Raw genomic sequence first — 13,100 nt, 5'->3', positions numbered from 1 at the left:
GTCCTACCGCACCCGGCGCCCATTGAAAAGCGCCTGCGCTTCTTCTTGTCAAAAATACGCCCGCCGGAGGCGTCCCATCCTTTCAGCTATAGCTTCGGCCTGAAATCTTGAATCACCCCTTACCCATGTTCCCGCCCGGCGGCACCGCCGGGCAGCGCCCGACCCGACCCCACGGGGCGCGGGCGCTTCTCGCCCTCCCTTCGGCTCAGACGCTGCCCTCCGCGATATACATATGCGTTGCAGATTATATGGACGATGCTATAGGCGGCAGTTTGCGCAGGGCCCCTCCAGCGCGTTCAGAAACTGCGACCTGTCGGCTTTCGAAAACGGCGCGGGCCCGCCGATCCCCTGCCCTTCGATCCCGGCGCGCAGATCGGCCATGATTGCCCGTGTGGCCACCTGGGTGCCGATGCTGTTGACGGTGAAAGCCGCGCCTTTGGGGCTGAGCACCGGGGCGCCTGCCGCGATGCACCGCTCCGCCAGCAGGATATCGGCCGTGATCACCAGAGTGCCCGGCCCCGCCGCTTCGGCAATCGCGTCATCGGCGGCGTCGAAACCGTCTGACACCATCTGCATCGAGATCAGCGGATGGTCGGGATGGCGCAGATACTGGTTGGCCACCAGGCGCACGGGCTGTTTATGGCGATAGGCGGTGCGGTAGATCTCATCCTTCACCGGGCAGGCATCCGCATCGACCAGTATCATCGGGGAAAGAACCCGTCATCGAACGGCACGGACAGATGGTCGCCGGACATGTCCGACACGTTCAGCATGCCGTCGCCGATCGTCACCTCGCGCAACTCGGCCCAGCCCGGCGGACGCGGCAGGGACACCATGGCGTGGCGGATCACATGGGTGGGGCCAAGCGTCAGCGCGGTCGGCACGCCCATGGCGGTCAGCCGGTTCTCGGCCAGCGATGCCTTCAGGCCGGTGGCCCCCACCGCGATCCCGTCCTCAATGCCCAGAACGCCGGTGTGGCGGCTGTTCCAGGGGCTGAAATCCCGCCCGCCATTGGAAATCCACAACATCGTCACCGGCAGGATGCGCGGGTCTTTCAGAACCAGCAGCATATCGTCTTCGGCCTCGCGCATCAGCGCGGTCCAGCCCAGATGACGGCCCCGTTCCTCGGCCAGGATCACGAAATCCTCAACCGCGTGACCGGCGGGATAGCTGTGCAGATCCCAGTCCGAGCCATCCTCGCAGGGCAGATGCAGGTCGGGCTGCATCTGGTTCAGCGCCCAGAGATTGTTGCCGTCATATTGCGGCAGCGGATCGGTCAGGGCCATGCGCTTGGGCGAAAAGCTGAGCCGCCCGCCCGCCTCCATACGGCTCATCGGGTGGTGGGCCAGCGTGATCTGCCCCGTGCCCCCGGTCAGGTGATGGGTCTGGTAGAGAACCGGGCCGGTCAGGCGCAGCTCTTTTTCGATCACCGCGCCACGCACCGGGGCTTTCAGGCGAAACCGGGCATGGGAGGGGTCCTGCACAAGCGGCTCCCACGCACTGTTGGCGGGATAGCCATGGGGGGGATCGCCCTGAACATCATCCACCCCGAAAGGCGCGCAGAGGAAATCCCCGGCAAGGCGTTTGTTGACCTGGGGGATATCGGCGCTGTTCTGCACGGCGGGTTCGTCGCGCCACGGGGCTGCATGCAGCGGGCGGCGCCCCATAACCTCCCATCCGGGAATATTCCCCACGGACGGGTCAAAATGAAGGATCGCATCGCCATGTTTCAGAGTGATCATTCAGCGCTCCGCTGCAAGAGTGTAAATGGCACGGGCAAGGGCGCTCGCCTCGCTGCCCATGCCAAGAAATGTGACGCCAAGGCCGGTGTAATGGGCCCGCGCTTCGGCAGAGAAACTGATGATCCCGGCCGTTTTGCCATGGCTGAGGATGGTGCCGATGGCCCCGTCGACGGCTTTCATCACCGACGGGTTCTCCAGATCATCGCGGTATCCCATATCGGCGGCCAGATCGGCCGGGCCGATGAACACGCCATCGACCCCCTCAACCGTGCAGATCGCATCAAGATTGTCCAGCGCCGCGCGGCTTTCGGCCTGCACCAGCACGCAGATTTCATCATTGGCATTGCTCTGGTAATCCGCAAATGCCCCGAAACCGCCCGCCCGCGCGACGCCTGCGCCCATGCCCCGCACCCCTTCGGGCGGATAACGGCAGGCGCGCACCGCATCGCGGGCCTGACCGGCAGTGTCCACCATCGGCACCAGCACGGTCTGCACGCCCAGATCCAGCACCTGTTTCAACACCCAGTCGCAATTGACCGGCACACGCAGCACAGAGGCCGTGCCGCTGCCCGCCAGCGCAATCAGCTGACTGCGGATCGTGGCCGGGTCAAACGGCGCGTGTTCCGCATCGATCAGGCACCAGTCAAACCCGGCCTGCCCCGCCATTTCCGCAGCGATGTCAGAGCCGAGGTTCAACCACAGCCCGCGCTGCATCCGCCCCGCCTTCAACGCGGCTTTCAGGGTGTTTTCCGGTGCCGGCATCTGTCCTCCCCCGACCCTGCCTTATAATGCGCCGCCGGTGACAGCCCGATACCAGGCGCGGATCGCCGCGCGCTCGGTCTCTTCCATATAGCTCAGATTGCCGGGCGGCATCGCGCGGGTCACGCCCGCCTGAAGGTAGATCGCGCGGGCCTGGGACGCAATCGCTGCGTCCGTATCCAGATATACGCCGCGCGGGGCGGTGGCGAGACCCTGCCAGAACACCTCCTGCGCGTGGCACATGGAACAGCGGCCATGGATGATATTGGCTACATCGGGGAAATCCGCATGGGCGGCGAACCGTTCCGCATGGGGTGACAATCGCGCCTCTTCCAGCGGGGCGCCATCGGTCAGGGGCAGAACCGACAACCAGATGATCACCGCGAAAATCGCCGCAGTTGCGCCCCAGGTCCACCACAGCATCCGCCGCTGGCCATGCATGGTGTTGAAGAAATGCCGGATGGTCACCCCCATCAGAAACACCAGGCTGGCAATGATCCAGTTATAATCCGAGGCAAAGGCCAGCGGGTAATGGTTTGACAGCATCAGAAAGATGACCGGCAGCGTCAGATAATTGTTATGGGTCGACCGCTGCTTGGCGATATAGCCGTATTTCGCATCCGGTGTGCGGCCCGCTTTCAGGTCTGCCACCACGATTTTCTGGTTCGGGATGATAATCACCGCCACATTCGCGGTCATGATCGTGGCGGTGAACGCCCCCAGATGCAAAAGCGCGGCGCGGCCCGAAAACACCTGTGTATAGCCCCAGGCCATCACCACCAGCAGCCCGAAAAGCAGCAGCATCAGCGCCGTCGGGTTGTTGCCCAATGGCGATTTGCACAGCATGTCATAAAGCATCCAGCCGATGATCAGCGAGCCGACCGAAATCAGAACAGCCTCCGAGGTCGCAAGGTCCATCACGTTGTAATCAATCAGATAAAGCTCGGACCCCATCCAGTAGACCAGCGCCAGAAGCGCCACGCCCGACAGCCAGGTGGCATAGCTTTCCCATTTGAACCAGGTCAGATGTTCGGGCATCTCGGCCGGGGCGACCATATATTTCTGGATATGGTAGAACCCGCCGCCATGCACCTGCCATTCATCGCCATCGGCACCGCTGGCCGGGCGCGGGTCACGGCGCAGGCCAAGGTCCAGCGCGATGAAGTAGAAGCTGGATCCGATCCAGGCAATCGCCGTGATCACATGCAGCCAGCGCACGGCAAATTCTGCCCAGTGGAGAAGAATTGCCTGATCCATTCAGCTGCCTCTGTAGGTTGAATAACCGTAAGGCGAAATCAGCAATGGCACATGGTAATGTGTCTCTTCGGCCATGCCGAAACGGATCGGAACCTGATCAAGGAACAGGGGCTCGGCCCCCGCCTGCCCGCTTGCCCGCAGATAATCGCCCGCATGGAAGATCAATTCATATGTCCCGGGCCGGAATTTGCCCGCAGGCAGGATTGGCGCATCGGTGCGGCCATCGACATTGGTCACCGCCTCGGCGATCTTGCGATGGCTGTTGCCGGACACATGGTAAAGCCAGATCACCACCCCTTCGGCCGGGCAGCCCCGGGCCGTATCCAGCACATGGGTGGTCAGAAATCCCTCGGCCATCACTGTTCCCTTGATCGTTTCCCGCACATTTCGGACGTTTTGGGCCCGATGTGCAAGCCACGAACCGCCCCTGCCCTTGCCCTTTGCCCGATTTGCAGCGTAATTCGAAGGCATCTGCATCATTTGAGGCCCCAATGCCAAGCGATCCCCCCCGTTATCCGCGCGACATGCATGGCTATGGCGCCGACACGCCGGACCCGCACTGGCCGGGCGGGGCAAAACTCGCCATTCAGATCGTGCTGAATTACGAAGAGGGTGGTGAAAACAACGTGTTGCATGGCGATCCGGCCTCCGAGGCCTTCCTGTCCGAGATCGTCGGCGCCGCCGCCTGGCCCGGGCAGCGCCACTGGAACATGGACTCGATCTATGAATACGGCGCCCGGGCCGGGTTCTGGCGGCTGCACCGGCTGTTCACCGGTCTGGATATCCCGCTGACGGTCTACGGGGTGGCCACAGCACTGGCCCGGTCCCCGGCGCAGGTCTCCGCGATGCAGGAGGCCGGGTGGGAAATAGCCTCCCACGGGTTGAAATGGATAGAATACAAAGATGTCTCGCCGAAAGATGAAGCCGCCCATATGGCCGAGGCGATCCGCCTGCACCGGGAGGTGACCGGGGAGCGCCCGCGCGGCTGGTATACCGGGCGCTGTTCGGAACACACGCTGCGGCTGGCCACTGAGGAGGGTGGATTTGCCTATGTGGCCGACAGCTATGCGGATGATCTGCCCTATTGGCAGCAATTCGGCGACCGGTCGCAACTGGTGGTGCCCTATACGCTTGATGCCAATGACATGCGCTTTGCCACGCCCCAGGGGTTCAATGCAGGCGACCAGTTTGAAGCCTATCTGCGCGACACATTCGATGCGCTTTATGCGGAAGGTCAGGCCGGGGCGCCGAAAATGATGTCCGTGGGTCTGCATTGCCGGCTGGTGGGTCGGCCCGGGCGGATCATGGCGCTGAAACGGTTTCTGGAATATGCCAAAGCGCATTCGGATGTGTGGTTCGCCCGGCGCATCGACATCGCCGAACATTGGCAAAAGACCCATCCGGACCCCCGTCAGAAGACCTTACCTTCAGGAATGGATAAGGACGCTTTTACAAAATTTTATGGCGCTATCTTCGAGTATTCTCCATGGGTGGCGGAACAGGCCCACGCGTTGGAGCTTGGCCTGGCCCATGACACCGCCACCGGGCTGGCCAATGCCATGGCCCGCGCATTTCGCGGCGGCTCTGACGCGGCGCGGCTGGCGGTGCTGAAAGCGCATCCTGATCTGGCAGGCAAACTGGCCGCCGCCAAACGCCTGACCGAAGACAGCAGCGCCGAACAGGCCAGCGCCGGGCTGGACGCGCTGAGCGATCAGGAACATGCCCAATTCACCCGGCTGAACACCGCGTATATGGAAAAACACGGGTTTCCCTTTATCATTGCCGTCCGTGACCACGACAAATCCGGTATTCTGGCCGCGTTCGAACAGCGTCTGCACCAGGACAGTGAGACCGAATTTGCCGAAGCCTGCCGTCAGGTGGAACGCATCGCCCTGCACCGGCTGAGGAGTATCTTGCCTTGAGCGCCAGTTATGCCACCCCGCCCGGCGGCTTGCCGCCGCAGACGCAGCTGACCACAAGCCGCGCGCAGGTTCAGAACAGTTTCGCGGTGATCCCGCGCGGGGTCATGCGCGATATCGTGACCTCTTCCCTGCCCGGATGGACCGGGGCGCGGGCCTGGGTTCTGGCCCGCCCGCTGACCGGTTTTGCCGAAACCTTCGCGCAACTGATTGTCGAGCTTGCCCCGGATGGCGGCAGCGACGCGCCGGAACCGGAGGCCATGGGCCAGGGCGTGATCTTCGTGACCTCGGGTGATATCCGGCTGAATATCGCCGGGCAGGACCATGCGCTGACCCCCGGTGGCTATGCCTATCTGCCGCCGGGCTGCGACTGGAAAATCCGCAACTCGGGCACGGGCGCGGCCACATTCCACTGGATTCGCAAGGCCTATGACCCCGCGCCCGGGCTGGATGCGCCAGCGGCCTTTGTCACCCATGAGGCCGATATTCCGATCACCTATATGCCGGATACGGACCGCGCCTGGGGCACGCAGCGTTTTGTCGGGGCGGATGATCTGCGCCATGACATGCAGGTGAATATCGTGACGTTTGCGCCGGGCGGCTGCATCCCTTTCCCCGAGACCCATGTGATGGAACACGGGCTCTATGTGCTTGAAGGCAAAGCGGTTTATCTGCTGAACCAAAGCTGGGTCGAGGTCGAGGCGGGGGATTTCATCTGGCTCCGCGCATTTTGCCCGCAGGCCTGTTATGCGGGCGGGCCGGGGCAGTTCCGCTATCTGCTCTACAAGGATGTGAACCGGCATCCAAAGCTGACGCCTGGATGAGCCGCCTGCCACAAATCGCGGCAATGCCCCTGACCGCCAGCGGTTTCGCACCGTTCGGCGATGTGCTGGAATCTGCGGGCCCGCCCGATATGCTGATCAATCAGGGGCTGTGCGGCCGCTATCATGACCGGGCCAGCCTGTCTTTCACCGAAGGCCGCGCCGGGATCAGCCTGTTCCGGGCCGAACCGCAGACCCTGCCCTACCGGCTTGAGCTGCTGGAACGTCATCCGCTTGGATCACAAGCCTTCCTGCCGATGAGCGAACATCCCTTCCTTGTCACCGTCGCGCCCGATGCAGATGGCGCTCCCGGCCTGCCGTGTGCGTTTCTGACAGCACCCGGTCAGGGCATCAATCTTGCCCCGAACACCTGGCACGGGGTGCTGACCCCGCTGCACGCCCCGGGCCTCTTCGCCGTGATCGACCGGATCGGACCCGGCGACAACCTGCAGGAACATATCCTGACCCCCCCGGTCCTGATTGTTGCGCCGACACGATTGGTCTCCTCACCAATCAAACCTTAAGGCCCGGGAAAAGATGCCCTCGTGTCAGTTGAAAGCGGGACAATAGAGCAGAAATCGTTTAATCTGAATCAAAATTCGCTGCCTCCGGGTCAGCAAGCTACTGATCCAATGCGTTTCGACTTTACATAGATACAGAGACAACGGCTTTCGCGTTTGAGCCGAAGGCGAAAGGCAGCGAAAGGCGTTTCAATAGTAAGTCGAAACGCTATAGAACGCGAATTTCGATGAGCGATGGTGCAGATTAAAACGATTTCGCTCTAGAAGCCATACGGGTTGGTGTTGCCCCTCATTCGCTGCGCGCGACATCGCCCAATCGCTTGGCACCCGCCCGCTGGAATGGTTGCATTGAAAATGCGCCGGTCGATGGTCACTGGTGCCTGATCTTTAGGCCGTCTTTCGTAAGGAAACGGCAATGATCCGCGAACCGGCGTCAGGGGTGGGCATATGAGCGTCGGTGCTTAGCACTGCGTCGCCTTCATCGACTTTGTATCGGTCAACGACAAAGCACCCACGCAAGGCAAACCATAAAAACGTGGTGTTAGAATTCGGAACATGCCGGTCAGGCTTTGTGCATTCCGCAACACGCACATCCGTCGTGTCAGGATCCCATATCACGTTCAGCGCTTTTACAGGTCCGTCCATCAATTTTGCGGCGACCGGCGTGGCACCACGGAAACAGCGACCCGCGCCAAACGGCAATTCCATCTGGTCCGTGTCGCCCCGCAGCCAAATCCCTTTGCCCTGTACAATTGTTTGGTGCCGCATCGTGTCGGGAAAAATTGAATAAGGTCCGTCCCGGGTAATCGACGCCAGACTTATCCGCCAATTCGGCGCTTGCCGGGCCAGAACCTGCGTCATGCCGCCACCGTTTTTCCATGGCGTGGCGGGAATATCTTTGCAACGAAGAATATCCATGCTTGGGCTCGGATCACTTTTCTGCCGCACAGGGCCGTGTTACGATTTGAACGGCCCACCACCGGGCGTGAGTTGACACGCCACGGCTCTACCGCGCTGACACAGACCCGTCAGTGGCCGCCCCGATCGCTTAGGCGTCTTTGGCCTTCGCAAGATGTTTGGCGATATATTGAGTAAAATCCCAGATCGTCCCTTCAAAATCATCTGGCGCCAATGGTCCGGGGGTATAATATTTACTTTTCATAGCCCGTGCCAGAGTTACCAGCTTTTCACGATCCTCTTCATTCGCCTCACTGATCAGGTCGACATATTCTTTTGTGCCTTCATTCTCGGGGTCCGGGTTAAAGCCGGCAACACCCCAGCGAATTGCAACTTTATCCGCACTTACAGGGCGCAAGCAGATGAAAATTGTATAATGGGTCGCGATCCCAAAGAGTAAATTGGGATAGGCGCAGCCCAGCACCGAGTTACGGCGTTCTACGTCGGTCAGATCTTCATGAAATGGGCCGCGATCTGGCCAATCTTCGTCATAGAACGAGTGATATCCGGTGTAGCCTTCACCAAGTTCTTCGATTTTGCGGCATAATTTGGTTGGCGTGATGGGATGCAGTGTTTTGAAATGGGTGGCCGACAGGTGATAGCCTTCTAGAAAGTTCTCCATCAGGCTTTTCCAGTTGGTATCCCATACGGCTTCTTCCATGTGAACCAGATGGCGCAGCTCGTGGTGGTAGTTGGTGATCAGCTTGGACATTCCCGCCATGCGCGGGGCAAGCGGCGTCGCATTCCCATCCAGATTGACGAAAATGAAGTTCTCCCAGATTTCCGTCCTGAATTGCTTTAGCCCACATTTCGCCTGATCAAATGTGCGGACCTTTTTCATCAAAGGGGCGGCTTTCAATGCGCCGTCCTGCCCGTAGGTCCAGGCGTGGTATCCGCAAACGAAACGCTTTTGGTTGCCCTTGGGTTCAACGACAACCTGGTTTCCGCGATGGCGACAGACATTGGAAAGCACGCGAATCTCGCCATCTTCATCGCGCGTCACCAATAACAGTTCGCCGATCAGGTCCGTTGTATAAAAGTCCCCGGGATTGGGCAGTTCGCCGATATGGCCCAGACAAAACCATTCTTTTCGAAACAGGTTTTCCTTTTCGAATTCAAGAAACTCTTCGGACCCGTAATAGTCACCCGGCATCGCGCGCGCGTCTTTTTGATCAAGTGCCTGCAGCTGAGCCAGATCATCGCGAATTTTGTCAACTGCGGCTGTGGTCGTTTTGTCCATGACGTGTCTCCTGTGGCGGCCACCTGAATGAATGGGGTTGCTTTAGAACTCGACGACAGCCCTGATTGATTTGCCCTGGTGCATCAGGTCAAAGCCGTGGTTGATTTCGTCCAGGCTGAGTTTGTGGGTGATCATCGGGTCGATCTCGATCTTGCCATCCATGTACCAGTCGACGATCTTGGGCACATCCGTGCGCCCCGATGCGCCGCCAAAGGCCGTACCGCGCCATGACCGGCCGGTGACCAATTGGAAGGGGCGGGTCGAAATCTCGGCCCCCGCAGGCGCCACGCCGATGATGATGCTTTCGCCCCAGCCTTTATGCGCCGCCTCAAGCGCCGTGCGCATCACGCCCACATTGCCCGTCGCGTCAAACGTATAATCCGCACCACCGCCCGTCAGCTCGACCAGATGCGCCACCAGATCGCCGTCAACATCGGATGGGTTCACAAAGTCGGTCATACCGAACCGCCTGGCCATCTCGACCTTGCCGTCATTCAGATCGACACCGACAATCTGATCCGCACCCGCAAGCCGCAACCCCTGGATCACGTTCAGGCCAATGCCGCCGAGGCCAAAGACAATGCCCGTCGATCCGATCTCGACCTTGGCCGTGTTGATCACAGCCCCGATGCCGGTGGTGACGCCGCAGCCGATATAGCAGATCTTGTCAAACGGGGCGTCCTTGCGAACTTTTGCCAGTGCAATTTCCGGGACAACCGTGTGGTTCGCGAATGTCGAACAGCCCATGTAATGGTGGATCGGCGTGCCATCGAGCATCGAAAACCGGGTCGAACCATCGGGCAGCAGGCCCTGACCTTGCGTGCTGCGGATCGACTGGCACAGGTTGGTTTTCGGGTTCAGGCAATACGCGCATTCGCGGCATTCAGGTGTGTAAAGCGGGATCACGTGGTCGCCCACCTCAAGGCTGGTCACGCCCTCTCCGATTTCGATCACAACGCCTGCGCCCTCATGACCAAGGATCGCCGGGAAGATACCCTCAGGATCGTCGCCAGAGCGGGTGAATTCATCCGTGTGGCATAAACCGGTCGCCTTGATCTCGACCAAGACCTCACCCGCGCGGGGGCCTTCCAGATTGACCTCCATAACCTCAAGCGGTTTTCCTGCTTCGAGTGCGACAGCTGCGCGTGTTTTCATATCGTGACTTTCTCGCATATTTTATGAGCAGACATAAAGGGTCAGTGTGCAAGCTTTACATTATAAGATGTGGCGGCGTCAAGAAAACTGACAAGGGAGGCCAAATAAGTGTTCCGATGCAGCATCCGTAGGCGAAACGAGTGTGTCTCTTGCAGTAAGACCACCAATTTGCCCTGCCCGCCGATGGCTTGACGCAGCCTGCCTGCACCGGTTAGCCTATCCATAAAGTTTTATGTCCATACTTATTGGAGTTTTGGAAAATGGCTGAAATTGTCGTCATCGGCGCGGGACAGGCAGGAAGCTCGGCAGTGTTCAAGTTGCGGGCATTGGGCCACACGGGCCGCATAACGTTGATCGGCGATGAAGCGTTTCCACCTTATCAACGGCCCCCGTTGTCAAAGGCCTATCTGCTGGGCGATATGACACGCGAACGTTTGTTTCTTATGCCCGAGCCGAGCTATCAGGAACATGATATTCGGTTGAAATTGGGTGCCCCGGTCACAGCGATCAACCCGGACACAAAGGTCGTTTCCGTAGGTGATGAAACGATCAAATATGATGAACTGCTTCTTGCCACTGGCTCCAGCCCCATTCAGCTGCCCGCAGCCATTGGCGGCGAGCTGGGGGGCGTCTATTCGATCAGAACGCTTGCGGATATTGACGCCATGGCGTCCGAGTTTTCGGAGGGTCGGAACGTCCTGATCGTTGGCGGCGGATATATCGGGCTAGAAGCCGCAGCTGTCGCCTCTTCCAAGGGGCTGAAAGTCACGGTTGTTGAGATGGCTGACCGTATTCTGCAACGCGTTGCCGCCCCTGAAACATCAGACTATTTTCGCACCCTTCATCAGAACCATGGCGTCGATATTCGCGAAGGTATTGGCCTGTCCCGGCTTTCGGGCACAGAGCGGGTTACACATGCCGAACTTTCTGATGGCCAGGTTTTGGATGTGGATTTCGTACTTGTCGGTATTGGCATTCGGCCAAACACAGACATTGCCGGTACGGCCGGCGTGGCGGTGCAAAACGGGATAGAAACGAACACGTTCGGGCAGACGACGGTGCCCAATATCTGGGCTGCGGGGGATTGTGCGTCATTCCCGTTTGCGGGGCAGATGATACGGCTGGAAAGCGTGCCCAACGCGATTGATCAGGCCGAAATCGTCGCAGGCAATATTCTGGGGGCCAAAACGGAATATATTGCAAAACCATGGTTTTGGTCAGACCAATATGATGTCAAGCTGCAGATTGCAGGGTTGAATACTGGTTATGACAATGTCGTTGCACGCCCAAGCGATCGACCGGGTTCTGTGTCACATTGGTATTATGGCGGCGACACGTTGCTGGCCGTGGACGCCATGAACGCGCCGCGCGAATTCATGATAGGCCGACGTCTGATAGAAGCTGGAAAATCCCCAATCGCCACGGCCGTCGGTGACCTGTCAACAGACCTGAAATCTTTGATGTAGGTCATCGGCATCACGTGGTTGATGAAAAGAGGCGGGTCAAATGATTTCTGAAAACTCTCGTGTTGATATGCATTCCCACTATTATGGCGGCGGGCTGGACAGCACATTGCGCGCGCGCCAAAACAGGCCGTACCTGCGCACCCGCGATGACGGCGTTCTTGTGATGGTCGCAATGAATGGCGAGTTTCCGTTTACCAGCCACTATTATGATCATCGGGTGGGTCTGGCTGAAATGCGGGCCGCGGGGTTAACCCACCGGATGCTGACATTTCCCGGCGCGTTAGGCGTCGAATTGCTCCCGGCCGCCGAAATCGCCACGGCCATATCCGCGTATAACGATCATCTGGCGCAGCTTACGCAGGATACGGATGGCGCGTTGATTGGCCTTGCCGGTGTACCGCTTGCCGATCTGGATCTTGCCTGTGCCGAGGTGCGCCGTATCCGGCGGGATCTGGGTTTGCCCGGAATTATCCTGCCATCAAATTATTTCAACTCCCTGCAAGAGCTTGAGATACTCCGCCCGCTTCTGGAGGCCGCAAATGAATACGGTTGCCACATCATGTTGCATCCGGGCCTGAAAGTTGGAGAGCAGCCCCCTGCCCGCCCCGCCGATCACATTCAATATCGTCTGTCCGCTGTTGAGCTTCAGTCAAGCGTGGCGCAGGTCGCCCTGACAGTGATAGTGTCGGATATGTTGGATGCCTATCCCAATATCACGTTCCAGATCGTCAATCTTGGCGGCACGCTGCCGTTTATCTTTGAGCGGCTGGAAAGCATCGCGCGCCACCGAAACCCCGCCGAACCGTTCCCGACCGCGCGGTTGCGCAGGCTTTGGTATGATTGTGCATCGCTGGGGCCGCGCGCACTGGAGACAGCGGTCAAGATACTGGGGGCTGACCGCATCATGCTTGGTTCGGACTACCCGATCTTCAAAGATGATCCCTATAACCATGCCGTAGTTCCTGCGGAGCTGAGCGCGGAAAACAAGGCACAGGTCACATGGAAGACGGCACATGATCTGCTGTCCCATCTTGATGAAATGCGCCAAAATGCAGCGCGTTAGAGCGAAATCGTTTTAATCTGCACCATCGCTCATCAAAATTCGCGTTCGAGATCAGCAGCTTGCTTACCCGGAGGCAGGGAATTTTGATTCAGATGAAACGATTTCTGCTCTAAAGCATCGTCCATGTAATCTGCAACGCACATGCATTTCGTGGAGGGCATCGCCCGAACCGAGGGGCAGGAAGCGAAGCGCCCGCCCCG

General features: G+C 59.4%; 13 protein-coding genes. 5 read left to right on the top strand and 8 right to left on the bottom strand.

From position 1 onward, the window contains the following. Window positions 1-258 precede the first annotated feature (258 nt). From E2K80_RS05925 to uraH, 5 genes are read right to left on the bottom strand one after another with little or no spacing between them, the layout of a single operon-like run. Window positions 259-705, bottom strand: coding sequence for a YaiI/YqxD family protein (locus E2K80_RS05925; protein ID WP_135373653.1), 447 nt, complete (start codon window positions 703-705; stop codon window positions 259-261). Next, window positions 702-1,742 carry a hypothetical protein gene (locus E2K80_RS05920; protein ID WP_135373652.1) on the bottom strand — a complete coding sequence of 347 codons (1,041 nt, stop codon included), beginning with the start codon at window positions 1,740-1,742 and terminating at the stop codon, window positions 702-704. The genes E2K80_RS05925 and E2K80_RS05920 overlap by 4 nt, the downstream gene beginning before the upstream one ends. After that, window positions 1,743-2,504 carry an HpcH/HpaI aldolase family protein gene (locus tag E2K80_RS05915; protein ID WP_135373650.1) on the bottom strand — a complete coding sequence of 254 codons (762 nt, stop codon included), beginning with the start codon at window positions 2,502-2,504 and terminating at the stop codon, window positions 1,743-1,745. A gap of 21 nt (window positions 2,505-2,525) precedes the next feature. Continuing rightward, window positions 2,526-3,758 (bottom strand): urate hydroxylase PuuD, encoded by a 1,233-nt coding sequence (locus E2K80_RS05910; RefSeq protein ID WP_135373649.1) that lies wholly within the window; start codon window positions 3,756-3,758, stop codon window positions 2,526-2,528. Beyond that, complete coding sequence (uraH, locus tag E2K80_RS05905) at window positions 3,759-4,115, bottom strand: hydroxyisourate hydrolase (RefSeq protein WP_135373647.1); 357 nt, start codon at window positions 4,113-4,115, stop codon at window positions 3,759-3,761. A 134-nt stretch (window positions 4,116-4,249) separates the two neighbouring features. Here uraH and puuE point away from each other — a divergent pair, with 134 nt between their 5' ends. Genes puuE through E2K80_RS05890 form a run of 3 tightly spaced genes read left to right on the top strand, consistent with a single transcriptional unit; the run spans window position 4,250 to window position 7,022 of the window. Then, complete coding sequence (gene puuE, locus E2K80_RS05900; RefSeq protein ID WP_135373645.1) at window positions 4,250-5,680, top strand: allantoinase PuuE; 1,431 nt, start codon at window positions 4,250-4,252, stop codon at window positions 5,678-5,680. Further along, complete coding sequence (locus tag E2K80_RS05895) at window positions 5,677-6,501, top strand: bifunctional allantoicase/(S)-ureidoglycine aminohydrolase (protein WP_135373643.1); 825 nt, start codon at window positions 5,677-5,679, stop codon at window positions 6,499-6,501. Before puuE ends, E2K80_RS05895 begins: the two co-directional genes overlap by 4 nt. After that, window positions 6,498-7,022: an ureidoglycolate lyase gene (locus E2K80_RS05890; protein ID WP_135373641.1), complete on the top strand. Its 525-nt coding sequence runs from the start codon at window positions 6,498-6,500 to the stop codon at window positions 7,020-7,022. The genes E2K80_RS05895 and E2K80_RS05890 overlap by 4 nt, the downstream gene beginning before the upstream one ends. 384 nt (window positions 7,023-7,406) lie before the next feature. On the opposite strand, the gene E2K80_RS05885 is transcribed toward E2K80_RS05890, so the two are convergent. From E2K80_RS05885 to E2K80_RS05875, 3 genes are all read right to left on the bottom strand, one after another. After that, entirely contained in the window at window positions 7,407-7,937 is a 531-nt protein-coding gene (locus E2K80_RS05885) for a HutD/Ves family protein (protein ID WP_135373639.1), read from the bottom strand. A gap of 130 nt (window positions 7,938-8,067) precedes the next feature. Then, entirely contained in the window at window positions 8,068-9,216 is a 1,149-nt protein-coding gene (locus E2K80_RS05880) for an aromatic ring-hydroxylating oxygenase subunit alpha (RefSeq protein ID WP_135373637.1), read from the bottom strand. 42 nt (window positions 9,217-9,258) lie between these two features. Beyond that, the gene (locus tag E2K80_RS05875; protein WP_135373635.1) at window positions 9,259-10,371 is read right to left on the bottom strand and encodes an S-(hydroxymethyl)glutathione dehydrogenase/class III alcohol dehydrogenase; all 1,113 of its coding nucleotides are present in this window, start codon (window positions 10,369-10,371) and stop codon (window positions 9,259-9,261) included. Window positions 10,372-10,631: 260 nt separating this feature from the next. On the opposite strand from E2K80_RS05875, the gene E2K80_RS05870 reads away from it, so the two are divergent. Then, entirely contained in the window at window positions 10,632-11,837 is a 1,206-nt protein-coding gene (locus E2K80_RS05870; RefSeq protein ID WP_135373633.1) for an NAD(P)/FAD-dependent oxidoreductase, read from the top strand. Between the two features lie 67 nt (window positions 11,838-11,904). Continuing rightward, the gene (locus E2K80_RS05865; protein WP_168193113.1) at window positions 11,905-12,900 is read left to right on the top strand and encodes an amidohydrolase family protein; all 996 of its coding nucleotides are present in this window, start codon (window positions 11,905-11,907) and stop codon (window positions 12,898-12,900) included. Window positions 12,901-13,100 lie beyond the last annotated feature (200 nt).

The organism is Rhodophyticola sp. CCM32 (assembly GCF_004751985.1).
Lineage (GTDB): Bacteria > Pseudomonadota > Alphaproteobacteria > Rhodobacterales > Rhodobacteraceae > Rhodophyticola.
This window is presented reverse-complemented; position numbering and strand designations above follow the sequence as displayed.

Coding starts and splice junctions, on each gene's coding strand:
- E2K80_RS05925 (WP_135373653.1), bottom strand. CDS start 705: ATGATACTGGTCGATGCGGATGCCTGCCCGGTGAAGGATGAGATCTAC.
- E2K80_RS05920 (WP_135373652.1), bottom strand. CDS start 1,742: ATGATCACTCTGAAACATGGCGATGCGATCCTTCATTTTGACCCGTCC.
- E2K80_RS05915 (WP_135373650.1), bottom strand. CDS start 2,504: ATGCCGGCACCGGAAAACACCCTGAAAGCCGCGTTGAAGGCGGGGCGG.
- E2K80_RS05910 (WP_135373649.1), bottom strand. CDS start 3,758: ATGGATCAGGCAATTCTTCTCCACTGGGCAGAATTTGCCGTGCGCTGG.
- uraH (WP_135373647.1), bottom strand. CDS start 4,115: ATGGCCGAGGGATTTCTGACCACCCATGTGCTGGATACGGCCCGGGGC.
- puuE (WP_135373645.1), top strand. CDS start 4,250: ATGCCAAGCGATCCCCCCCGTTATCCGCGCGACATGCATGGCTATGGC.
- E2K80_RS05890 (WP_135373641.1), top strand. CDS start 6,498: ATGAGCCGCCTGCCACAAATCGCGGCAATGCCCCTGACCGCCAGCGGT.
- E2K80_RS05885 (WP_135373639.1), bottom strand. CDS start 7,937: ATGGATATTCTTCGTTGCAAAGATATTCCCGCCACGCCATGGAAAAAC.
- E2K80_RS05880 (WP_135373637.1), bottom strand. CDS start 9,216: ATGGACAAAACGACCACAGCCGCAGTTGACAAAATTCGCGATGATCTG.
- E2K80_RS05875 (WP_135373635.1), bottom strand. CDS start 10,371: ATGAAAACACGCGCAGCTGTCGCACTCGAAGCAGGAAAACCGCTTGAG.
- E2K80_RS05870 (WP_135373633.1), top strand. CDS start 10,632: ATGGCTGAAATTGTCGTCATCGGCGCGGGACAGGCAGGAAGCTCGGCA.
- E2K80_RS05865 (WP_168193113.1), top strand. CDS start 11,905: ATGCATTCCCACTATTATGGCGGCGGGCTGGACAGCACATTGCGCGCG.